This is a genomic window from Devosia sp., assembly GCF_017307495.1.
In the GTDB taxonomy this organism is placed as follows: Bacteria; Pseudomonadota; Alphaproteobacteria; order Rhizobiales; family Devosiaceae; genus Devosia_A.
On the sequence record NZ_JAFKHE010000012.1, the window covers coordinates 48,619 to 67,783 of the forward strand.

The 19,165-nt window shown below is 65.2% G+C and carries 25 protein-coding genes, 1 tRNA gene and 2 pseudogenes; 24 read left to right on the forward strand and 4 right to left on the reverse strand.

Annotation, left to right across the window (positions count from 1 at the left end; translation table 11 throughout):
- Positions 1 to 7 precede the first annotated feature (7 nt).
- The 12 genes and pseudogenes from J0I99_RS00740 (at position 8) to J0I99_RS00790 (ending at position 10,367) form a co-directional block, all read left to right on the forward strand.
- The gene (locus tag J0I99_RS00740; RefSeq protein WP_291390822.1) at positions 8 to 1,303 is read left to right on the forward strand and encodes a hypothetical protein; all 1,296 of its coding nucleotides are present in this window, start codon (positions 8 to 10) and stop codon (positions 1,301 to 1,303) included.
- Positions 1,300 to 2,025, forward strand: a complete 726-nt coding sequence (locus J0I99_RS00745; RefSeq protein WP_291390820.1) for a hypothetical protein — start codon at positions 1,300 to 1,302, stop codon at positions 2,023 to 2,025. The genes J0I99_RS00740 and J0I99_RS00745 overlap by 4 nt, the downstream gene beginning before the upstream one ends.
- Positions 2,022 to 2,513: a hypothetical protein gene (locus J0I99_RS00750; protein ID WP_291390819.1), complete on the forward strand. Its 492-nt coding sequence runs from the start codon at positions 2,022 to 2,024 to the stop codon at positions 2,511 to 2,513. Before J0I99_RS00745 ends, J0I99_RS00750 begins: the two co-directional genes overlap by 4 nt.
- Positions 2,488 to 3,303 (forward strand): hypothetical protein, encoded by an 816-nt coding sequence (locus J0I99_RS00755; protein WP_291390818.1) that lies wholly within the window; start codon positions 2,488 to 2,490, stop codon positions 3,301 to 3,303. Before J0I99_RS00750 ends, J0I99_RS00755 begins: the two co-directional genes overlap by 26 nt.
- Positions 3,304 to 3,314: 11 nt before the next feature.
- Positions 3,315 to 3,731, forward strand: coding sequence for a DUF1353 domain-containing protein (locus J0I99_RS00760; protein WP_291390817.1), 417 nt, complete (start codon positions 3,315 to 3,317; stop codon positions 3,729 to 3,731).
- Positions 3,732 to 3,759: 28 nt separating this feature from the next.
- On the forward strand, positions 3,760 to 5,217 hold the full coding sequence (locus J0I99_RS00765; protein ID WP_291390816.1) for a phage tail sheath subtilisin-like domain-containing protein: 1,458 nt from the start codon (positions 3,760 to 3,762) through the stop codon (positions 5,215 to 5,217).
- 24 nt (positions 5,218 to 5,241) lie between these two features.
- Complete coding sequence (locus J0I99_RS00770) at positions 5,242 to 5,760, forward strand: phage major tail tube protein (protein ID WP_291395192.1); 519 nt, start codon at positions 5,242 to 5,244, stop codon at positions 5,758 to 5,760.
- Positions 5,753 to 6,154, forward strand: a complete 402-nt coding sequence (locus tag J0I99_RS00775) for a phage tail assembly protein (RefSeq protein WP_291395194.1) — start codon at positions 5,753 to 5,755, stop codon at positions 6,152 to 6,154. Before J0I99_RS00770 ends, J0I99_RS00775 begins: the two co-directional genes overlap by 8 nt.
- Before the next feature lie 32 nt (positions 6,155 to 6,186).
- A pseudogene (locus J0I99_RS20270) lies at positions 6,187 to 6,273 on the forward strand (hypothetical protein); the annotation flags it as partial.
- Positions 6,254 to 8,941, forward strand: coding sequence for a phage tail tape measure protein (locus tag J0I99_RS00780; protein ID WP_291390230.1), 2,688 nt, complete (start codon positions 6,254 to 6,256; stop codon positions 8,939 to 8,941). The pseudogene J0I99_RS20270 and the gene J0I99_RS00780, both read left to right, overlap by 20 nt.
- Before the next feature lie 11 nt (positions 8,942 to 8,952).
- Positions 8,953 to 9,372, forward strand: a complete 420-nt coding sequence (locus J0I99_RS00785) for a phage tail protein (protein ID WP_291390231.1) — start codon at positions 8,953 to 8,955, stop codon at positions 9,370 to 9,372.
- Positions 9,372 to 10,367 carry a phage late control D family protein gene (locus J0I99_RS00790; RefSeq protein WP_291390233.1) on the forward strand — a complete coding sequence of 332 codons (996 nt, stop codon included), beginning with the start codon at positions 9,372 to 9,374 and terminating at the stop codon, positions 10,365 to 10,367. Before J0I99_RS00785 ends, J0I99_RS00790 begins: the two co-directional genes overlap by 1 nt.
- Here J0I99_RS00790 and J0I99_RS00795 read toward each other — a convergent pair.
- Entirely contained in the window at positions 10,364 to 10,543 is a 180-nt protein-coding gene (locus J0I99_RS00795) for a hypothetical protein (protein WP_291390234.1), read from the reverse strand. The genes J0I99_RS00790 and J0I99_RS00795 overlap by 4 nt on opposite strands.
- 46 nt (positions 10,544 to 10,589) lie before the next feature.
- Here J0I99_RS00795 and J0I99_RS00800 point away from each other — a divergent pair, with 46 nt between their 5' ends.
- The 11 genes and pseudogenes from J0I99_RS00800 to J0I99_RS00845 all read left to right on the forward strand — a co-directional run bounded on the left by J0I99_RS00800 (position 10,590) and on the right by J0I99_RS00845 (position 14,701).
- Complete coding sequence (locus J0I99_RS00800) at positions 10,590 to 10,823, forward strand: tail protein X (protein WP_291390236.1); 234 nt, start codon at positions 10,590 to 10,592, stop codon at positions 10,821 to 10,823.
- 18 nt (positions 10,824 to 10,841) lie between these two features.
- Positions 10,842 to 10,949 (forward strand): annotated as a pseudogene (locus J0I99_RS20275) (MW1434 family type I TA system toxin); the annotation flags it as partial.
- A 127-nt stretch (positions 10,950 to 11,076) separates the two neighbouring features.
- Entirely contained in the window at positions 11,077 to 11,133 is a 57-nt protein-coding gene (locus J0I99_RS20280) for an MW1434 family type I TA system toxin (RefSeq protein WP_363278150.1), read from the forward strand.
- Between the two features lie 68 nt (positions 11,134 to 11,201).
- Positions 11,202 to 11,741, forward strand: a complete 540-nt coding sequence (locus J0I99_RS00810; protein ID WP_291395196.1) for a TIGR02594 family protein — start codon at positions 11,202 to 11,204, stop codon at positions 11,739 to 11,741.
- A gap of 1 nt (position 11,742) precedes the next feature.
- On the forward strand, positions 11,743 to 12,264 hold the full coding sequence (locus J0I99_RS00815; RefSeq protein ID WP_291391081.1) for a hypothetical protein: 522 nt from the start codon (positions 11,743 to 11,745) through the stop codon (positions 12,262 to 12,264).
- Positions 12,261 to 12,620 (forward strand): hypothetical protein, encoded by a 360-nt coding sequence (locus J0I99_RS00820; RefSeq protein ID WP_291391080.1) that lies wholly within the window; start codon positions 12,261 to 12,263, stop codon positions 12,618 to 12,620. The genes J0I99_RS00815 and J0I99_RS00820 overlap by 4 nt, the downstream gene beginning before the upstream one ends.
- Positions 12,601 to 12,873 carry a hypothetical protein gene (locus tag J0I99_RS00825; RefSeq protein WP_291391079.1) on the forward strand — a complete coding sequence of 91 codons (273 nt, stop codon included), beginning with the start codon at positions 12,601 to 12,603 and terminating at the stop codon, positions 12,871 to 12,873. The genes J0I99_RS00820 and J0I99_RS00825 overlap by 20 nt, the downstream gene beginning before the upstream one ends.
- A 43-nt stretch (positions 12,874 to 12,916) precedes the next feature.
- Positions 12,917 to 13,306 carry a hypothetical protein gene (locus tag J0I99_RS00830; RefSeq protein ID WP_291395198.1) on the forward strand — a complete coding sequence of 130 codons (390 nt, stop codon included), beginning with the start codon at positions 12,917 to 12,919 and terminating at the stop codon, positions 13,304 to 13,306.
- Positions 13,284 to 13,715, forward strand: coding sequence for a septal ring lytic transglycosylase RlpA family protein (locus J0I99_RS00835; RefSeq protein WP_363278105.1), 432 nt, complete (start codon positions 13,284 to 13,286; stop codon positions 13,713 to 13,715). The genes J0I99_RS00830 and J0I99_RS00835 overlap by 23 nt, the downstream gene beginning before the upstream one ends.
- Positions 13,716 to 13,929: 214 nt before the next feature.
- Positions 13,930 to 14,181 (forward strand): hypothetical protein, encoded by a 252-nt coding sequence (locus J0I99_RS00840; RefSeq protein ID WP_291389876.1) that lies wholly within the window; start codon positions 13,930 to 13,932, stop codon positions 14,179 to 14,181.
- A 16-nt stretch (positions 14,182 to 14,197) separates the two neighbouring features.
- On the forward strand, positions 14,198 to 14,701 hold the full coding sequence (locus J0I99_RS00845; protein WP_291389875.1) for a hypothetical protein: 504 nt from the start codon (positions 14,198 to 14,200) through the stop codon (positions 14,699 to 14,701).
- Positions 14,702 to 15,195: 494 nt separating this feature from the next.
- Here J0I99_RS00845 and J0I99_RS00850 read toward each other — a convergent pair whose 3' ends face one another.
- From J0I99_RS00850 to J0I99_RS00860, 3 genes are all read right to left on the reverse strand, one after another.
- On the reverse strand, positions 15,196 to 16,521 hold the full coding sequence (locus J0I99_RS00850; protein ID WP_291395200.1) for a DUF6538 domain-containing protein: 1,326 nt from the start codon (positions 16,519 to 16,521) through the stop codon (positions 15,196 to 15,198).
- Positions 16,522 to 16,715: 194 nt separating this feature from the next.
- Positions 16,716 to 16,790, reverse strand: a tRNA-Lys gene (locus J0I99_RS00855).
- 78 nt (positions 16,791 to 16,868) lie between these two features.
- Positions 16,869 to 17,663, reverse strand: a complete 795-nt coding sequence (locus J0I99_RS00860; RefSeq protein ID WP_291395202.1) for a hypothetical protein — start codon at positions 17,661 to 17,663, stop codon at positions 16,869 to 16,871.
- Positions 17,664 to 17,798: 135 nt separating this feature from the next.
- On the opposite strand from J0I99_RS00860, the gene glmU reads away from it, so the two are divergent.
- The gene (gene glmU, locus J0I99_RS00865; protein WP_291393563.1) at positions 17,799 to 19,154 is read left to right on the forward strand and encodes a bifunctional UDP-N-acetylglucosamine diphosphorylase/glucosamine-1-phosphate N-acetyltransferase GlmU; all 1,356 of its coding nucleotides are present in this window, start codon (positions 17,799 to 17,801) and stop codon (positions 19,152 to 19,154) included.
- The last annotated feature ends 11 nt before the right edge of the window (positions 19,155 to 19,165 follow it).

Below are 19,165 nucleotides of genomic sequence, written 5' to 3' on the forward strand. Positions count from 1 at the left end.
GTGGACCATGTCCAACACTGCGCACCGGAGCTATCCCAAGCCGGTGCCGACCAATAACGTCTCGGACGACGTCGCTCTGCTTCAGCAGGCGATGGACCTGGTCGACGGGGACATCAACCTGCTGTTTGCCGCGGTTGCCGGGCTCGCGCCTGTTGCGCACGAGCACGTCATCGCCAACATCCAGGGCCTCTCTGCGGCGCTGGATGGCAAGGCGGCGGTCGGGCACACCCACACCCTCGACGACCTCTCGGACGTCGCGGGGGCGGGTCTGGCGCCTGCGGGCTACCTGCTGGTCAAGCAGGTCGACGGAAGCTGGGGACCGGCATCGCCGGCCTCCATCGTCGGCGCCCACCAGCACGTCATCGACGACGTCCAGAACCTCCAGACGGCCCTGGACGGGTTGGCGAGTGCCGCACAGATCAACGCGGCTACCGAGGTGGCGTTCGACCCTGCCGACTATGTCGGTGGGCGGCGCTCGTCCGACGGCTCGTTTATCAAGTCGACCTGGTCGACGCTCCGTGCGGCGGTGGTCGTCGCTTTTGGCGCGAACCTCGCCAATCGCACGCCGAAGTCGACGCCGATCGACGCCGACCTGCTCGGCATCGCCGATAGCGCCGCGACGAACGCGACCAAGAAGGTCACGTTCCTCGAGGCGTGGACGAACTACTTCAAGGTCAAGGCCGACGCGCTCTACCAGGGTGTGAGCGCCAAGCTCTTGGCCTTCCACAACCTCGCCAACGCGGCGGGCTACCTCAAGAACGATGGCGCTGGCGGCTACTCGTGGGCCGTGCCCACCAGCATCGCGCACATCAAGGAAACATCCTTTGTAGCTAACGGCACCTTCACGCCCGACCCCGACGCTGTGGTTACCCAGATCGTCGCTGTCGGCTGGGGCGTGGGTGCAGCTACAGGCTCCGGTGGCAGCGGCGGCAAGGCGGGTACGGTTATCACGGTGTCGGGCTCCAAAGCGGAGATCGGCAACGCAGGTATCACCGTGAACATGGGCACGCAGTCGAACAGCAACAACGTGGATGGCACGTCCACTTCGTTTGGCAACATGGTGACCATCCAGTCGCTGCGCCGAGCTTCTGCCAGCTACCCTGCGGCCAATACTAACCTGCCTGACGCCACTGTCATTACGGGTGCCGCGAACGGTTCATTTCACGGCCACCCGTCCCTGAACACGGACCGGTTTGGCTTCGCGGGGCCCTCCGGCAACAACAGCAACGCCAACCAGTCGGGCAACTCCGGCGGTCCCGGCGGGCCTTCCGTGATCCTTGTGAGAGAGTACCTTTCGACATGACGACGCAACGCATCATCTTTGAGACCGGCGACAAGACGCTGGCCGAGCACTTCGCCGTGGTGCCCCTCAAGAAGGAGGTGCCGCCGTGGTACAAAGACTTGGACATGCACATCGGTCCCGGCGGCCTCAGTCTCGACGCGATGATCCGTGCCGGGACCTACAACGGCAACAAGACGATCAAGTATTGCGTCCCGGTGCTGGACTACCTGACCAGCGGCTACCTGATCAAAGCCGCGATGCACCTCAAGATCAAGAACGTGGGCGGCAAGGACGGCGTCGAGAGCGGGCTGCAATATGTCACGACCCATTCCGAGCGGGTCGAGCACCACTCGAACGCCCAGTGCCCGGTCCACATCGAGGGTCGACAGCACGTCTACGCCAAGCTCGATAACCCGTGGAAGATCATCACCCCCAAGGGCTACTCCTGCCTGTTCTACCAGCCGTTCTACGCCGACCTCAACGTGAAGTTCCGGCTGTTCCCGGCCATCGTGGACACCGACACCTATCCGGTATCGGTGAACTTCCCCGGCTTCGCGCTAGGTGACGACGAGGTGGAAATCCTCCCCGGCACCCCTCTGATGGTGGTGTTCCCCTTCAAGCGTGACGCGTGGAAGATGGAGCTTGTCGTCCGCGACAAGCCGGAGGCGGACAAAGGTCTGATGAACTACCTTCTCCACCGGGCCTACAAGACCTTCTTCCATCAGCCCAAGAGCTTCAAATGACCGAGCAGCGCTACGCCGTGCTGAACGGCAACACTGTGATCGACGCCGTGCTGTGGGACCCCGAGAGGTATCCGAACTATGCCTACCCTTGGGAGCATACCGCACTTGTGCCGCACGCCACGGCCATGCCCGGCTGGACCCGCAACGGCAACGTGTGGACCCCTCCGGCTCCCGAGGAGCCCGATCCGGGTCTCGAACCCAAGGTCAACGACATCTACCCGCCGCTGGAGAAGTGGCGCTTCTGGACGGTGGTCCGCTCGCCCGGCTCTATCGGTGAGGCCAACCTGCGTGGCGCTATCGAGGCGCACCCGGACGGCAACTTCAAGGCCCTCGCCCTGTCGATCCTCGACGATCCTCCGGGCGGGCTTTACATGCGCAGCAATCCGCTGTTCGCAGACGCCACCCTGCTAGGGACCCTCGGCCTCACCGAAGCCGCCGTAAACGCCATGTGGAACAGCGCTCATGCCCTCACGCTCCCCGGCTCCTGAGACGGTCAGCTTCGACGGGCGCAAGCTCGACGGCAAGAAGCTGATGCTTGCGGTGCCGATGTATGGCGGCGCCAGCAAGACCGAGTTCACGACTTCGATCATGCATCTGAACGCCGCCTGCGCGCAGCTATCCATCCCCGTGATATGGTGCCCGCTGCACGGCGAGAGCCTGATCCCTCGGGCCCGCAACGCTCTCGCCAACCACTTTCTCAAATCCGACTGCACGCATCTGCTGTTCATCGACGCTGACATCGACTTCGACCCGGTGGACGTGATCCGCATGGTTGTGGCCGACAAGGAGTTGATCGGCGGCCCCTACCCGGCGAAGAACATAGATTGGGACTTCATCCGCAGGCTGGTGCTCGCCCGACCCGACATCACGCCAGCTGAGCTCGCGCAGACATCGAGGCGCTACCACTTCAACTACCTGCCCGGCCAACCGCTGGGCTACGACCACTCCCAGCCGCTTCAGGTTCGGGACGTGTCCACGGGCATGATGCTCATTGCCCGGCCTGTGTTCGACGTGATCCGCGAGCGCTGGCCCGAGCAGTCCTACATGACCAACTCCAGCTTCGAGACTCCGGAGCGGGTCTACAACTACTTCGGCGTCGGGGTCGAAGACGACATCCTCCTGAGTGAGGACTACTACCTCTGCAAGCGCTGGAGGGAAACCGGCGGGGCCGTATGGCTCGCCCCGTGGATGAAGATGCGGCACATCGGGGAATACGCCTACGGCGGCGAGGGCCTCGAAGCCTCAGAGGCCGCATGGCTGACGGCCAGCGGCGCTTAGGAGCACCCAACATGTTCGCGAATGCCGAAGGGGGCGGTGGCCAGTTCACCGCCCCCTTGCTTTTGACCCCCGATCCGAAAGGGCGAGGTTACCGGACAAGCCGCTCGTTCTCATACGACATCGGCTTCAAGGGATCGCGTCTCACCATCACGGTGCCCGAGAGCTTCCCGACCGATCTCGCCACGGTGCCCCGCGCGCTGTGGTGGCTCTTCCCGCCGCATGACCCGCAGTACGCGGCTGCGGCGGTGCTCCACGACTACCTCTACTCGTGGCGCTCCCCCGATGGGGAAGCCTTCGACCGCGCGACGGCCGACGGCATCTTCCTCGAGGCCATGCTGATCCTGGGCGTCCCTCGCTGGAAGGCCTTGGTCATGTTCGCTGCGGTCCGCGTCTACAGCGAAACCACCCCAATCAAATCGCCCGGCTGACCGGGCAAAACCCCAAGGAGATCTGCAAATGGCAGACATCTACCTCCACGGTATTGAGACCGTTGAGAAGGATAGCGGTCCGCGCCCGGTCAACACGATCGACACTGGTGTGATCGGCCTCGTGGGCACCGCCCCCGACGCTGACGATACCCTGTGGCCGGTCGATACCCCGATCGCGATCCACGGCATCAACGACGTCCCGGAAGCGCTCGGCGCCACCGGCACCCTGCTCGACGCCATCAACGCCATCTTCGACCAGGCCACGCGCGTGTCCCAGACGATCGTGCTGGTGCGCGTCGAGGAAGGCGCCAACCTGGCGGCGACTGTCGGCAACATCATCGGCAGCCCGACCGCCCGCACTGGCCTTCACGCTCTCCGCAAGGCGAAGACCCTGCTGAACCTCGACCCGAAGCTGCTCATCGCTCCGGGCTTCACCGGGCATCGCCCCACGGACGGCGTCGCCTCGATCGCGGTGACCACCCAGGGCGACGGCTACGACGAGGCTCCGGTCGTCAGCTTCACCGGCGGCGGCGGCTTCGGCGCCGCGGCCCATGCGGTGATCGACGCAACCGGCAAGGTCACGTCCATCGTGGTCGATAACCCCGGTCAGGGCTACGCGATAGCCCCGACCGTGGTGCTGACCGGCGGCGGGTTCTCGACCCTCGCCGTCGCGACCGCGACCCTCGGCGCCGTGGCGAACCCCGTCGCCGTCGAGATGGTGATCCTGGCGAACATCCTGCGCGCCTGCGCTATCGTCGACGGCCCGAACTCCACGACGGCCGCCGCGGTGACCTACCGTCTGGACTTCAACAGCGACCGCCTGCTGATCGTCGATCCCTTCGTGAAGATCCAAAAGGGCGCCAGCATCGTCAGCGAGCCGGCCTCCGCCCGCATCGCCGGCCTGCAGGCCCAGATCGACTATGCCGAGGGCTTCTGGTTCTCGCCGTCGAACCACGTCATCCAGGGTATCGTCGGCGCTCACCGCGTCGTTGAGCACTCTCTCTCCGATCCGTCGGTCGAGAGCCAGTTCCTCAACAAGAACGCGGTGGCGACGATCGTGCGGTCGCCCTCGGGTGGCTTCAAGCTCTGGGGCTCGAGGGTTCCGTCCTCCGACTCGCTGAAGGTGTTCTGGTCGGTGCGCCGCGCGCACGACACGATCATCACCTCGATCGAGCTGGCGCACGAACCCTTCATCGACAAGCCGTTCAGCCTGCAGGTGCTGACCGACATCGCCGAGACGGTGAACCAGGCCCTCCGCAAGTGGAAGGCTATGGGCGCCACGCTCGGCGGTCGCGTCTGGCTCGATGCCGGCCTGAACACGAAGGAGTCGTGGGCGAGCGGCCACCTGTTCGTGTCTTACGACGCGGAAGGCCCGGCGCCGATCGAGCACATCACCTTCCAGTTCTCGCGGAACACGGGCTACTACGAGCAGCTCGGGCAGGACGCCATCCGCGAAATCGCCCGGCTCTCCGGTCGCGCGATCTAACCCCCAGTCCGCTAGGAGAAAGACATGCGCGACATTCTTCAGGGGTTCACCGTCTATATCGCGGGGGTGGACCACGGCATCGACTGCGAGGAGATCGGCCTGCCGACCCCGCAGGTCGTTCAGCAGGAGTACCGCGGTGGGGGCATGGACCTCGCCGTGAACCACGGCATGGCGGCGCTCGAGGCGCTCGAGGCGACCTTCAAGTTCGCCGGCCATTCCCGCAACATCCTGCAGCAGGTTGCCCGGGGCCCTGGCAAGTTCCTCACCGTGACCGCTCGCGGCGCGGTGATGAACACCCTCACCGGCGAGCACGACGCCCACGTCGTGGTGCTGCAGGGCCAGTTCAATGAGCACTCCCGGGACAGCTGGAAGCGCGGCGAAAAGGGCGGCCTCGAGGTCACCATGAGCGGCATCCTTGCCTACCGGTACGAGATCGCCGGCAACGTCGTCCACGAGATCCAGGCTTACCCGCCGCGTCGCGTGATCAACGGCGTCGACGAGCTCGCCTCCATCAACACCATCCTGGGCTACGCGAATGGATAAAGTCGTCAAAGCAACCCCGGGTCTCGAAGCAGGGGTGGCCTCGGCCGCCCCTGTTGCTTCTGGCCCGAACTATCTCAGCGACCGCCCGCGGTCCAGGACGTTCACCCTCGACGAGCCCTTCGAGCTCGGCGGCGTTACGTACACCGAGATCACCGCCCGCCGCCTCAGCGGCGCGGCCCTCCTGTCGCTCCAGAAGCAGCTCCAGCTGCCCGGGGCCGACCCCTCCGCCGTGATGTTCGGCGCCCTCTGCGGCGTCCCCCCGGCAGTCATCCTTGCCCTCGACGCTGTCGACTTCGCGAAGGTCAGCGTGGGCGCAAAGGATTTTATGCCCCAGTCGGTGCTCGCGGCGTCCGCGTCGACTGGAGACGATGGTCCGAATACGCCGCAGACGTAGCCCACGTCCTCCACTTCTCGCGTCAGGAGCTCTTCGAGATGGATCTCGAGGAGCTCGCGACGTGGCACGCGGAGGCCATGCGGGTAGTGAGGGAAATGAATGGCATCCGCGGCTCGTGAAGCTTCACTCATCCTCCGTCTCGTCGATCAGGTCACCGGTCCGGCCAAGGCCATCACCGGTGCCCTGACGAGCCTCAGCGGGACGATGGCCGGCATCCGCACCATGCGTGCGGTGTCGGACAGCGTCGCCGAGGCGGGCAGGAACATGCGCCGCGCGGCAACCGATGCCTCCGGCCTCTCCGTCCCGATGGTCATCATCGGCAAGGAGGCCGCCGAGGCGGTCTACAATTTCGAGAAGGCGGGCAACGCTGCCCAGGCTTACGGCGACATCACCGCCGCCCAGCGCGAAGAGCTGGAAAAGTACGCCTCGCTCCTCAATGAGGAGTCGCCCTTCACCCTCAACCAGATCATGGACGCTGCGAACGAGCTGTTCCGTGCCGGCTTGAGCTTCGAGCAGGCGATGGGCGCTCTCCGCGGCTCCCTGCAGCTCGGCACCGCCGGCGACCTCGATGTCGCCACCGCGACCGATCTGTCGACCAACATCCTGACCTCGATGCGTCTCCCGATGGAGACGGCCGAGCAGGTCCAGGAGTCGCTGAACAAGGTCAACGACGTTCTCGCCTATTCGGCGGCGAACTCTAACGCCGATGTGCTGCAGATGGCCGAGGCCTTCAAGTACGCCGGCGGTGTGGCTACGGCAGTCGGCATCCCGATGAACGAGCTCGCCACCATGTTCATGGTGATGGCGAAGAACGGCATCAAAGGCTCCGAGGCCGGCGTCGCTCTGCGCTCCGGCATCGTCCGTATGCTCCGCCCGACGCTGTTTGCGCAGCGGCAGCTCGATGCGCTCAACATCGAGATGGGCAACTTCGTTACCCTGGGCGAGAAGATCGACTTCTCGAACATCCAGGACGCGGTGTCGTCGCTCACCGGTAGCGACCTGGCGAACGTGCAGGGCCCGATCGAGGCGTTGCTCGAAAACGACATCCTGAAGCGCAGCCCGCAGAAGCTGGTTGCCAAGGTGATGGAGATCATCGCCCAGGAGGTCGGAGCGAGCGGCGCGGACATGGAGGTGGTCGGCGACGCCGTCACCCAGGCGATCATGACCGGCGCCGAGAAAGTCGACATAATCGGCTTCCTCAAGGAACTGAACGAGAAGGGCGCCAGCGCCGTCGACATGTCCTACATCTGGGACGTTCGACAGGGCTCGCGCCTGATGTCGCTCCTCTCCGAGGATCTCGACGAGCTGCTCGCCAACTTCGACAGCGAGGTGCAGGGGTCGGCCGCCCGCATGTCGGCAACCCGTCTCCTCGGCATCGTCGGCGTGGTCAACCAGTTCGATGCCGCCGTGAACGATCTCTACATGAGCATCGCCGACAGTGGCGTGCTCGAGAGCGTCACCCAGATGATCAAGGGCTTCACCGATTGGCTTGACCGCCTGGCGGAATTGAACCCCAAGATTTTGGAGTTCGGCACATACGGCCTCGCTCTACTCGCGGTCCTCGCGCCGCTCGGCCTGATCCTTTCGGGCCTGGCCGGCTCCATCGCCTTCATCACCAACCCGATCACGATCGTCGTGGCGGCGCTTGTTGCGCTGACCGCGGCGAACTGGCAAGGCGTGGTGATCTTCTGGCAGAGCCTCGAACGGTTCTTCACCCAGGGGCTCTCCCCAGAGGCTGTCGGCCTTCTGGGTCAGGTGGTGGGGTGGTTCCAGGCGCTGCCGCAAGCCTTCAGCGGCCAGTGGATCAACGCCGACCTTTCTACCTGGGGTCGGCAGGTCGGCGAGGGCCTAGCGGCCGCCGTCAACTCGGTGCCGAAGTTCGTCGAGTTCCTGGGGCAGCTCCGCGACCAGGCTCAGCCAGTGCTGGACATGATCACGCCGGTGCTATCGGCCTTCGCCAGCACCATCGGCAAAGTCGCCGACATGATCGGCCACCTGGTCGGTGCGTCGTGGGATGCAGCGGTCACCTTCCTCACCAATTTTACCTCGAGCATCTCGCCTGAGACGCTCGAGACGTGGGGCAGGTGGGGACAGGTGATCTCCACCGTCGCCACCGGCCTGTGGTCGTTCATCGGCGCTGTTGCTGACGTTATCCGGATCGACCCCGCCGCCTGGAACACCTTCTGGACGGTAATGGGGGAGGGGTTCGCCCTGGTCGCGGACCTCTGGACGGGCACTCTCGACGCGGTCTTCACGGCGATCGCGAATATATCGACCACGATCATCTCCGAGTTCCAGAAGATCAACCTCTGGGAGATGGGCGCGCAGATCATCCAGTCGCTGATCGACGGCCTTATGAGCAAGGCCGCCGAGCTGGGGCAGGCGATCGTCACTCTGGGCGGTCTGATCAACTTCGGGGGGTCCGGTGCTCCGGCCGGCGGGGGGGCCGGCAACGCGGTAATCAACGGCGTCGAGGACCCAGGTCTGCCGGCGGTGCCCGCCCGCGCTTCTGGCGGTCCGCTCTGGGATGGCTGGTTCCTTGCCGGCGAGAAGGGCCCGGAGCTCGGCTACGCGTCGGGCAAGGGGCACATGTTCAACGCCTCAGAGACCAAACGGATGCTCGAGAGTGGCGGCCCGGGCGGTGGGGGTAGTGGGATGGCGCAGACCAACCACTTCCATTTCCACGGCACCCCACAAGAGAACGCGCGGGAAGTCTCGAAGGTGCTCGATCGCCAGCTGCAGCGTTCCCGCGGCCTGTCGATGGAGGACCGCCTCACCTACGGTTGATGGAGTAGCAGATGCCGCTGATGCGACTGGGCGCCTTTGTGTTCTCGGTGCCCACATATTCGTTCGAGAGCCTGCAGCGGTCGGTATCGAGCCGCGCCGAAAGCCAGATGGTGATCGGCGCGGCTCCACCTATCCACCTCCTCGGCCCGGGCGAAGAGACCATCGGCTTCACCAGCACATTCTACCCGTTCCACCTGAACGGGGGAGGGCTGGCGCAGCTGGAGGGCGTCAGGCAGGCGTGCCAGGCGCAGACCCCCATGATGCTGGTGTCGATCGGCGGCGTCGTCTTCGGGCGATGGGTGATCCGCAACGTCGGTGACGACCAGTCCTTCTTCCACCCTGCCGGCGCACCTCAGCGAGTCGAGGTGGACATGCAGCTAGTGAAATACACCGCCGGGGGCACCGGCCGGTCCAGCTTCAGGTTCTTTTGATGGCGCGTCCCTTCTTCCGGGTGACGGCCGGGGGAGCGGACATCACGTCCAAGCTCGTCGGCCGAGGCATCTCCCTCACCATCACGGACGGCGTCGGCCGCGAGTCAGACACGATCCAGCTCGAAATCGACGACGTGAACGGCGAGGTCGCTGCGCCCCGCACGGGCGTGATCCTCAACGTCGTCGGCGGCTACGAGGACGGCCCGCAGCGGGACTTCGGCGACTATAAGGTCGACCAGGTTCAATACGCGGGCTGGCCGCAGAAAATCTCGATCAGCGCCCAGGCCGTGGACGCCAAGAGCGAGCAGAAGCAGAAGCGGGTGACCGACTACCAGGTCGACGACTTCCCAACCTACGGCGACATCTTCTCCGCTGCCGCCGGCCGCATGGGGCTCGAGCTCTCGATCTCTGCCGAGATCAAGTCGAAGGCCAACCCCTACGAGATGCAGTCGGAGGAGAACGACCTGGCGTTCAGCACTCGCCTGGGCGACAAGCTCGACGCGTCAGTATCGGTGAAGTCTGGGCGCCTGGTCGTCGTCAAGCGCGGCAAGGGCACCACGGTGAGCGGGCAGCCGCTGCCGACTATTCTGGTCGAGTACGGCCGGAACGTCGTCAGTTACAACGTCACGCGCAAGGACAAGCCTAAGCACAGCACGGTGACCGCCACCTGGTTCGACCGCGACAAGGTCGAACGAAAGGAGGCGACGGTCTCGGCTAGCAGCGAGGGGCCGGACTTCCTGATGCGCGACCCCTATGCCACCGAAGACGAGGCAAACGAGGCCGCCGGCGCGAAGGCCAAGGAGCTGCAGCGCGGCGAGGCCTCTGCGTCTTTCGAGATCGACGGTGACCCGATGGCTAGAGCCGAGGCGCACGTCGAGGCCATCGGCCTCCGCGACCAGGTGGACGGGCTCTGGCGAGCGACCACCGTGACCCACAACTTCTCGTCGACGTCGCCCTACACGACCTCGATCGAGTGTGAGTTGCCCGACCGCTAGCCGCTGCCTTCCGGCTTGGCATCCTCAAGCCAGACTTCCTCGCGGATGCCGACGAGGTCGCGAAGGGTCTGGATGTCGATGGCCGCTTGCCGCAGCGGGATCTGAAGGTCGGACCGCGCCACCTCGTCGACCTGATCAGCAGCCTCAAGCAAGCGCTCGATGATGTCCTTGGGCATGGGTTGTCCCTCCCGCGGCGAGCCTACCACAACAAGGGTGCCTCCGATGCGCTTCACGTACCTGCCTTCGGGTGGGGCGAGCTACGTCACCTCGCAGGGGGACGTGCTCGATCTCATCGCCTTCAACTTCTACGGCGACCACCCCGGGAACACGGAGCGGCTCTACGCCGCCAACCGTGATCTGGCGCTGGTGCCGCAGCCCTATGCGGCAGGCATAACGATCCTGCTGCCGCCTCCGGCGCCCAGGAAGCCGGCCGCGCAAATCCAGCTCTGGGACTAAGGAAACCTCATGACTGACATGGACTTCGGCGGCGCCATTAAGGCGCTGAAGGAGGGCAAGAAGGTCGCCCGTGCTTCGTGGTCGGGCGACCAGATCTCGTTCCTCTACCTCGTGCAAGGCAGCACCTTCACGGTGAACCGCGCACCCCTCGCGCCGCTCTTCGGCGGGAAGGTCGTCAACTACCAAGGCCACATTGACGCTTTCTGGAACGCTCCGGCCTACGCCAGCGGCGGCAGCCGGCTCCACGCCTGGGGTGTGGCAGCCCACCCAGGAAGACATGCTCGCCCACGACTGGCACGTCCGCGACTAGCTCAACCCATACTGACCACCCGATGACCCGCCCCTCCAGGCGGGTTTTTCATTTCAAGGAGAACCTCAATGAGCACCATCGAGGCGACGCCCATCTGGCTGCGCAACTTCGAGAAGTTCAACGGTGTGAAGGAGATCAAGGGCAAAATCCACGCCAAGGAGATCCTGGAACTGCTCGACTGGGCTGACGGCAATCACCAGGACAGCAAGACGCTCCAGGGCATCCGCGACGACGAGACGGCCTATTGCTCGTCTGCCCTCTGCGGCAACTTCGAGATGCTTGGCATCCAGTCGACCCGCAACGCGATGGCACGCAGCTGGCAGAACTGGGGCGACATGCTCGGCGGTCCGGCGGTTGGCGCGATCGTCGTGTTCTGGCGCGGCGACCGCAACGGCACCCAGGGCCACGTCGGCATTGTTGTCGGCCGCAACAGCGCCGGCCAGCTGATCGTCTTCGGCGCCAACCAGGACGACCAGTTCAAGTATTCGGCCTTCGGCGTCGACCGCGTCCTCGGCTACCGCTGGCCGGCAGGCCAGCCGAAGCCCACCAAGGTCGGTTTCCCAAAGCTGCCGATCACCAGCGCGTCGCCGTCGCGCTCGGAGGCGTAACATGGAGGCCGCCGAACACCGGTGCCCGCGCCGCGCCGAGAACCCGATGGCCGATCGCACCTTCAAGGGGCCGGACCGCTGGGATGAGCGGGACGGCGTTCGGCGCTGCTCCTACTGCGGCTCGATGCACCCTGAAGACCTGTTCCTGGCAATTGCCGATCGGGTGGAGCTCGGGCCGACGGACAAGAACTACAAGGTCTATGTCCACCTGCCGAACCCCAAGGCCGGCCAGATCGTCCAGATCGGGTCGGAAAGCGGCCCCGCCTACAACGTCGTGACGGGCGAGCCCAACAAGCCCGACCTGTCGCTGTGGGAGCGGTTCCGCGGTCGCTACGACCGCAAGATCATGGGCAAGGCCTCGGCCACGCTGCACGCGAAGTTCTACTTCCAGCACTTCGACGACGATCAGCAGATGAGGTTCATCAACCTCCTCAACGTCAAGGCAGTGAACATCGGCTTCCCGGGGCACTTCTACCGGCTGCCGTTCTTCATCCAGGCCAGCAAGGCGGAGAGGTCGGAATGATCGACCTCAAGCTCCTGGGCGTCGCCGGCGCGGTCATCGTCGGCATGCTCGCCTACAACCACTGGGTGGAGAACCCGGGCATCGCCAAGCTCGCGAAAGAGCAAGAGGCGCATGCCTGCACCATCCGGGTCACGGATGCTGCCAACCGGGCACGCCAGGCGGCCGAGGCGCACTACCAGGCGGTCGGCGAGGCTGCGCTCGAGGAGTTTCGCAAGACCTCCGAGGCGCGCGACAGCCTGCACCGCCAGGTCCAGAACCAACTCGAAGAGGACATCGCGAACTATGAGCAAACGCTCGAGGCTGCTGGTCGCAGCTGCAAGCTCGATCGCTCTGACTTTGAGTGGTTGCGCAAATAGCCCGATCGCCTTCCAGGTCGATCGGGCATCCGCCAAGGCCGTCGCCGAAGCTCCGGTTCGGACGGAGCGTCAGCCCGACATCTGCAATGAGGGGTTCGAGAAGCTCCCCGAGTCGCAGATCGTCGGCGTCGAGGCCCGTACCGTGATCAAGCGGTACGAGAAGCTGATCGAGGGGCCGGTCAACGACCGGATCCACGGCTGCTACGCCTTCAATGAGACCCTCCTCAAGGGCCTCACTTCCCCCAAACCCTAACGCCACAGCGTCGCCCTCCCTCAGAACGGACAGGAGCTCCGTGATGAAATTCGACTTCACCTGGCTCCCCGACGGGGCCGGGCAGCTTCTCATTGCCGGTGTGGCAGGCGGTATCGTCCGCTGGGCCACCCTGCGAGAGAAGTGGCCCGACGGGCTGATAAGCATCCTCGTGGGCGCGCTCTGCGCCGTGTTCGTGGGGCCCGCGGCCTTCCCCCTCATGGGGCCGATGATCGACTTCAGCGGCATCGACCCCAACTCAGCCAAGTCCCTCGCCGGTTTCATGATCGGCGCGGGCGGCATCCTCATGGCCGGCTTCCTCATCGACCTGTGGCGCGAACGCCGCCGGCAGCTGAAGGCCGCACCCCCTGAGAACTTCGTCGTGATCACTCAGGCCAAGGAGGGCGATGCAGATGCGTCAGGCAACGCCGGTTAAGTACGCGGCCAAGCGCAGCTGGGTGGCGGGGAGGGCGCTCCTCGTCACCGTGCTTGCGCTTGTGGCCCTGATGGTCGTGTTCGGCCGCTGCCAAGCCTCAGCCGCAGAGTGCGGTCTGGCGTCCTGGTACGGGCCAGGCTTCCACGGCAAACGGACCGCATCGGGGGAGCGGTTCGACGAGAATGCGATGACGGCAGCCCACAAGACGCTCCCCCACGGTACGATCGTGGAGGTCACCGACCAGCGGACGGGCAAGAGCATCAAGGTGACCATCAACGACCGAGGCCCCTTCAAGCGGGGTCGCATCATAGATCTGTCGAAGGCGGCGGGAGCTGCGTTCGGCCTTCCAACTGCTCGTGGCGTGACCAAGGTCTGCATCAAGATCTTGAAGCCGCCCGATCGCGCGTAGCCCCTGCGACCTCCAAAAGCTGCAGGCAACTAGACCCCCGGGCCTTCGGGCCCGGGGGTCTTTTCGCGTTTCTGGCCCGTGTTGACATTTTGGCGGTCGCGGGGCCCAGTGGGGCGCGTCCGCCCAAGCCCCCAAACCTAGGCGGACGGCGGGCGAGACCAAGGCGCTCCACACAGCCATTGTCTCGCCTGCCCACCGCTTCAGGGAGTTGCGAATGTCTATCCCCTTCGGGACAGTGGCGCCTGGCGGCAAGCACGACTGGCGCAGGGACTTTATCGACTGGAACAAGAAGCAGATCGAGGAGCTCCGGCGGGCCGTAGAGCTGATGGAGGCGGGTGTTCTGACCCTACGGCACCAGGAGCTGGGCAAGGCTCCCGTCGATATGACCGCTTCCGAAATCGAGCGCGACAAGCGGACGATCGCCGAACTTGAGGCGCTGATCAAGCGGGCTGAGGCAGAGGCCTAGTCCGAGGGGCAGCGGCGTGGAGCAGGTCTGGGCCATCGTCCAAGGCGTCGGCGCCATCGTTGGGCTCCTGACCGGCCTGTTTGTTCTGGGCGAGCAGTTCACTCGGAACCGGCCCACGACCGCGTTTTCTGTCAGCAGGTACATGGGCACCGGCCACCCGACGGTGCACTGGACGATTGAAAACCGCAGTGACCGACCACTATTGGTTGAAATCACCGACGACAGCCGGTCCGGCTACTTCTCCCTGGCGACTGGGTCGAGCTCCGAGGAGATCTTTGAGTACATAGACCCAGGCGTCACAACGGTCACGGTCGATGCCCGCCAGAAGCTCGCTCTCATCGTGCTCGAACCTCCTCGCTTCGACGACATGGACGACCACGCGGTGATCTACGCCGAGGTGAGGTGGCGTTTCGTTCCGCCGGTCCTATACCGGGGCTCGTTCCGCCTTCGACAGGTCCTTGAGAAGCGTGACTATCTGGCGATTGTTGCCGGCAAGTCGAAGGCGAGGAAGCTGGCGTGACGCAGCTTCTCCTGGTCGCCCACTGAGGTGCTTGACCATGCCACGTAGACCGCGCGGCAGGAACACTGGCTCTCCGCCCGCTATAGGCCTCCCTCCCTGCTCATCGACCAGCCGCCAGAATGCCTCGCGCTCGAGCTTGCTCAGCGCCAGTACAGCTGAGCCTCGGCTGCGGCCGCCCTCCGCCATGAGCACCATCGGAACGCCTCGCTTGTCGATGTGGACCCCGACCAGGTCGAATACCCCGGTCACGAACGTCTTGCACTTCACCCAGTCGGTCGTATCCCCGCCCTTGTAGCGACTGCCGAGGCGCTTCGGATGCGGCCTGCTTGTATAGGAGTAGTTGGTCGTGCTGGTGCCGCCGGCAGTCGTCACCCACTTCCACCGCGGCGCCTCCGCCGGCGAGTGCTCGAGGCGCTCGCGCTGGATCGTGGCCTAGTGGGTTTCGGACGGGCCTTCGGGGTAGGCGATCAGGCGATCGCCATCCCGCCGCCACGTCAGGCGGGATCGGGGACTGTCCATACGAACTTGATCCCGTCAAGCACCTCGAGCTTCGCCTCCAGCGTCGCGCCGGAGCCGTACTTCTCACGCTCGAAGGCGTGCCCCATCAGGTCAGCCTGCACGCGGTCGAGCGCCTTGGCCTCGAGAATGCGGTCCTGAAAGCTGTGCCGCAGCGAGTAGACGGTGTGTCGCGGGGTCGGGCGCAGCCCGTTGTCGTCAAGGAACTTGTTCGCCGCGGCCGAGAACGAGTCGGCGTTGTCGAAGTAGCGGGGAAAGCCGTCGGGGCGCTGCTTGGCCGCCCAGAGGGCGCAGCCGACCAACGGGATAGTCCGCACCGAGTTCTCGGTCTTGATCAGCCGGTCCTCGCGCTCCTCGATCGCGATGTGCGGGATCTTGTGGTCGAGGACGATGTACTGCCGGCGCAGGTTCACGATCTCGCTGGGCCGCAGCCCCGTCTCGATCATGATGTAGAGGATCATCCTGGCCTCGATGTTCATGCCATCGAGCGCCCCGGGCTTCAAAAGGCTGTTCTGGATGAAGTCGTTCGGGTAGGGCGGACGCTCCTTCGCCTTCGTCTTTGCGGTTCCCTCGATCTGCAACTTGCCCCAGACCGTGCCGAAGTCGGTCTGCAGTGCGCCGTCGATCACCGTCAACATGCCCTTGATGTTCGAGAACGACTTGTTCGGAGCCTCGACGGTCAGCTGCTCGGAGGAGATCTTTTTCACCCACCACGCCTTGAAGGCGAGAGTGTCTTTGCGCGTGACCTGCCCGAGCTCCTTGTCCGTGATTACCCCGATCGCATACTCGACTGCCCGCTTCCGCTGCCCTTCGTGGTGGCGCCGTTGCTTAGGGGACATCGCTGCCAGATGCAGAGCGTTGTGTTTGGCGTACTCGCCGTAGAGTTCGCTCAGCTTCAAGGAGGGCTCGCGCACTCCGCCGAGCAGTGCATCGACAGCGGGCGAGGAAACGTCCATCACCGTCCTAGCGGCGAGGATGCGCTCCCCCAGCTCTGGCGTGAGCCCTTCGAGCACTAGCTCGGGGCCGTGGCGATAGGTGAACCCGAAGGAGCGAGCCATCGCCACGGCCGCGGAGTATCGCTCCATGCTCGACTGAGCATCCTCGCCCCGCGCCAGAGCGCCCCAGTAGGCTTCGAGCTTGTCGTTGATGTCCCGCGCCTTCAGCGATGCGATTGCGCGATCTTTGGTCTTCAGGCTGGTGCGGATCAGCTTTCGCCTATCGAGGTGCTCGACCTCGCGCGGCACCCGTCGCTGGAACATCAGATTGCCATCGGGACGAGCGCAGATGTAGTCCTTGTCGGCCACCGGTTTCCCGCCTCTGGATCACGAAAAGTGCCCGGTTTGTATCACGGTTTTTCGGGCGATCTCAATACGTGGTGTATATGCGTGAGCAGGGTGAAAGGCAAGAACCGCGGCGAAAGTGCCGTTTTCCCGGGCGTCTCTGTGTATTGGTGAGGGTTGATCTGGTGGGAAAACTGGCACGCCCGCCGCGTACAAAGTGGTACGCCCGGATGGATTCGAACCATCGACCATCCGATTAAAAGTCGGATGCTCTACCACTGAGCTACGGGCGCGCAGCCGCTTGGCGGATGGGCGCGGAACATAGGCATTCGGCCCGGCCTGTCAACGACAAAGGGGGCGGGTTGCGGCGCTCAGTTGAGGAGCGGCAGCGGCTGGCCGGCATAGGCTGTCGGCTCGCAGGGGACGCCGAGCTTGTCCATGCGGGCGCAGAGCTCGATCGCCGACGCCGTGTCGAGCAGCGGCCCGGCAATCAGTACCTTGCCGTCCGATCCCTGCTTGTCGGCAAGCACAGGGACGAGGCCGACCAGCATGCTTCCGGCCTGCGCCAGCATCTCCTGCCACTGGGCCTCGGCCGCCTCGGGCGTCATCGGAAAGCCCAGGGCGATGCCGGGCGCGGCGCCGGCTGCGGCGAGCCGCTGCGGCATCGTCTCGTTGAGCGGAACGACGTTGAGCCTGATCTCGTCGCTGCCCGGCACGAGCGGGCGCTGCTGCACGGCAACGGTGCCTCCGTCGGCCTCGAAGGTAAGCGTCCTGCCCGGCCCGATCGAGCCGGTCGACATGGGGTCGATCGCCGTCGACGCTGCCCTGGTGCGGGTTTCCTCGACCAGCCTCGGCACGCTCACTTCCAGGGCGCCGACCCGCCTGGTGACCGCTCCAGCCGCCTCCTCGCCCATGGTCAGGCGCTGCAGCAGCTGACTGCCGTCGCGCTGCAGCCGCAGGGTATCCTCCTCGAGGCCGGCAACCTGGGAGCGCAGCTGGTTGAGCGTCGAACCGTCGAGGCGCGAGGCGTGCAGCGCCCCATAGACACTGGGCGGGATCACGCCAGAGAGGTTGGCGCCCAGAATCGCGACGACCCAGGTGGCAAGGGCGACGATGCCCCACGTCGTGACATCGCTCGCCCGGAACTGATCCGCTGCCTTGGCCAAAGGTGACGTCCCCCAAAAGGCCTATCGAATCAGGCCGATGCCGCAGTTTACCACTCCGTAACCGCGTTATCGGTTTCCCAACAACTTGCTGCCACACTAGATGGGGAAACCAAGACCCCCACCAGAGGGCATTCCATGACTGAACTGCTGTCGATCATCCTGGCCGCGGGCGAAGGCACCCGCATGCGCTCGGCCCGCCCCAAGGTGCTGCACGAAGTCGGCGGGCTGGCCATGGTCGGGCACGTCGTCCGGGCGGCGCAGATGGCGGGGGCATCGCGGATCTCGGTGGTCATCGGCCCCGACCACGATGCGGTGCAGTCCGAAGTCGTTCGGCACGCCCCCGGCGCGGTGTTTGCGAGCCAGCTGGAGCGTCGCGGGACCGGACACGCCGTTCGCGTGGCGCGCTCGGCGTTCGAGGCGGCGACCGGCAATGTCGTCGTGCTCTATGCCGACAATCCGCTGGTGACGGCAGGCACGATCGCCACCATCACGGCCAAGCTCGACGCCGGCGCGGACATCGTCGTGGTCGGCTACACGCCGGACGATCCGACCAACCTCGGACGGCTGCTGACCAGCGATGGCAAGCTCCTCGCCATTCGCGAGCATCGCGACGCCACCGACGAAGAGCGCAGGATCGCGCTGTGCAATTCGGGCATCATCGGCTTCCGCGCCGACACGCTGCGCGCCGTGATCGACCGCATCGACAACAAGAACGCCAAGGGCGAGTTCTACCTGACCGATGCAGTGGAGCTGGCCAATGCCGATGGCCGGAATGTCGAGTATATCGAGGCCGACAAGAACGAAGTGATCGGGGTCGACGACCGTTCGCGGCTCGCCAGGGCCGAGGCCCAGTTCCAGGAATTGCGGCGCGAGGATTTCATGAGGGCGGGGGTGACGCTGAAGGATCCGGGTTCGGTCCACTTCAGCTGGGACACCGAGATCGGCCGCGACGTGACCATCTTCCCCAATGTGGTGTTCGGGCCGGGGGTGAAGATTGCCGACGGCGTGGAGATCCGCGCCTTCTGCGATATCGAGGATGTCAGGATCGGCGAGGGCGCCACGATCGGGCCCTTCGCGCGTATCCGCGGCGGCGCCGAGCTGGGCAAGGACGTGCACCTGGGCAATTTCGTCGAGGTCAAGAAGTCCGTGCTCCACGATGGTGTCAAGGCCGGCCACCTGAGCTATCTCGGCGATGCGGAGATCGGCGCCAGGACGAACATCGGGGCAGGGACGATTACCTGCAACTACGACGGCGTGAACAAGTCCAAGACGACCGTCGGGGAGAACGCCTTCATCGGCTCGAACTCGTCGCTGGTCGCGCCAGTGACGATCGGCGATGGCGCCTATGTCGGCTCGGGCAGCGTCATCACCAGGGACGTGGAGCCGGGTGCGCTGGCCCTTGGCCGGGCGCGGCAGGAGAACAAGCCGGGTTACGCGCCGAAGCTCAAGGCGCGCGCGGAAGCGATCAAGCGGGCAAAGTCGGGCAAGTAGGCGGAGGAGCC

Coding starts and splice junctions, on each gene's coding strand:
- J0I99_RS00815 (WP_291391081.1), top strand. CDS start 11,743: ATGGAGGCCGCCGAACACCGGTGCCCGCGCCGCGCCGAGAACCCGATG.
- J0I99_RS00780 (WP_291390230.1), top strand. CDS start 6,254: ATGGCATCCGCGGCTCGTGAAGCTTCACTCATCCTCCGTCTCGTCGAT.
- J0I99_RS00785 (WP_291390231.1), top strand. CDS start 8,953: ATGCCGCTGATGCGACTGGGCGCCTTTGTGTTCTCGGTGCCCACATAT.
- J0I99_RS00835 (WP_363278105.1), top strand. CDS start 13,284: ATGCGTCAGGCAACGCCGGTTAAGTACGCGGCCAAGCGCAGCTGGGTG.
- J0I99_RS00770 (WP_291395192.1), top strand. CDS start 5,242: ATGCGCGACATTCTTCAGGGGTTCACCGTCTATATCGCGGGGGTGGAC.
- J0I99_RS00765 (WP_291390816.1), top strand. CDS start 3,760: ATGGCAGACATCTACCTCCACGGTATTGAGACCGTTGAGAAGGATAGC.
- J0I99_RS00790 (WP_291390233.1), top strand. CDS start 9,372: ATGGCGCGTCCCTTCTTCCGGGTGACGGCCGGGGGAGCGGACATCACG.
- J0I99_RS00830 (WP_291395198.1), top strand. CDS start 12,917: ATGAAATTCGACTTCACCTGGCTCCCCGACGGGGCCGGGCAGCTTCTC.
- J0I99_RS00810 (WP_291395196.1), top strand. CDS start 11,202: ATGAGCACCATCGAGGCGACGCCCATCTGGCTGCGCAACTTCGAGAAG.
- J0I99_RS00740 (WP_291390822.1), top strand. CDS start 8: ATGTCCAACACTGCGCACCGGAGCTATCCCAAGCCGGTGCCGACCAAT.
- J0I99_RS00775 (WP_291395194.1), top strand. CDS start 5,753: ATGGATAAAGTCGTCAAAGCAACCCCGGGTCTCGAAGCAGGGGTGGCC.
- J0I99_RS00795 (WP_291390234.1), bottom strand. CDS start 10,543: ATGCCCAAGGACATCATCGAGCGCTTGCTTGAGGCTGCTGATCAGGTC.
- J0I99_RS00820 (WP_291391080.1), top strand. CDS start 12,261: ATGATCGACCTCAAGCTCCTGGGCGTCGCCGGCGCGGTCATCGTCGGC.
- J0I99_RS00800 (WP_291390236.1), top strand. CDS start 10,590: ATGCGCTTCACGTACCTGCCTTCGGGTGGGGCGAGCTACGTCACCTCG.
- J0I99_RS00750 (WP_291390819.1), top strand. CDS start 2,022: ATGACCGAGCAGCGCTACGCCGTGCTGAACGGCAACACTGTGATCGAC.
- J0I99_RS00840 (WP_291389876.1), top strand. CDS start 13,930: ATGTCTATCCCCTTCGGGACAGTGGCGCCTGGCGGCAAGCACGACTGG.
- J0I99_RS00745 (WP_291390820.1), top strand. CDS start 1,300: ATGACGACGCAACGCATCATCTTTGAGACCGGCGACAAGACGCTGGCC.
- J0I99_RS00760 (WP_291390817.1), top strand. CDS start 3,315: ATGTTCGCGAATGCCGAAGGGGGCGGTGGCCAGTTCACCGCCCCCTTG.
- glmU (WP_291393563.1), top strand. CDS start 17,799: ATGACTGAACTGCTGTCGATCATCCTGGCCGCGGGCGAAGGCACCCGC.
- J0I99_RS00755 (WP_291390818.1), top strand. CDS start 2,488: ATGCCCTCACGCTCCCCGGCTCCTGAGACGGTCAGCTTCGACGGGCGC.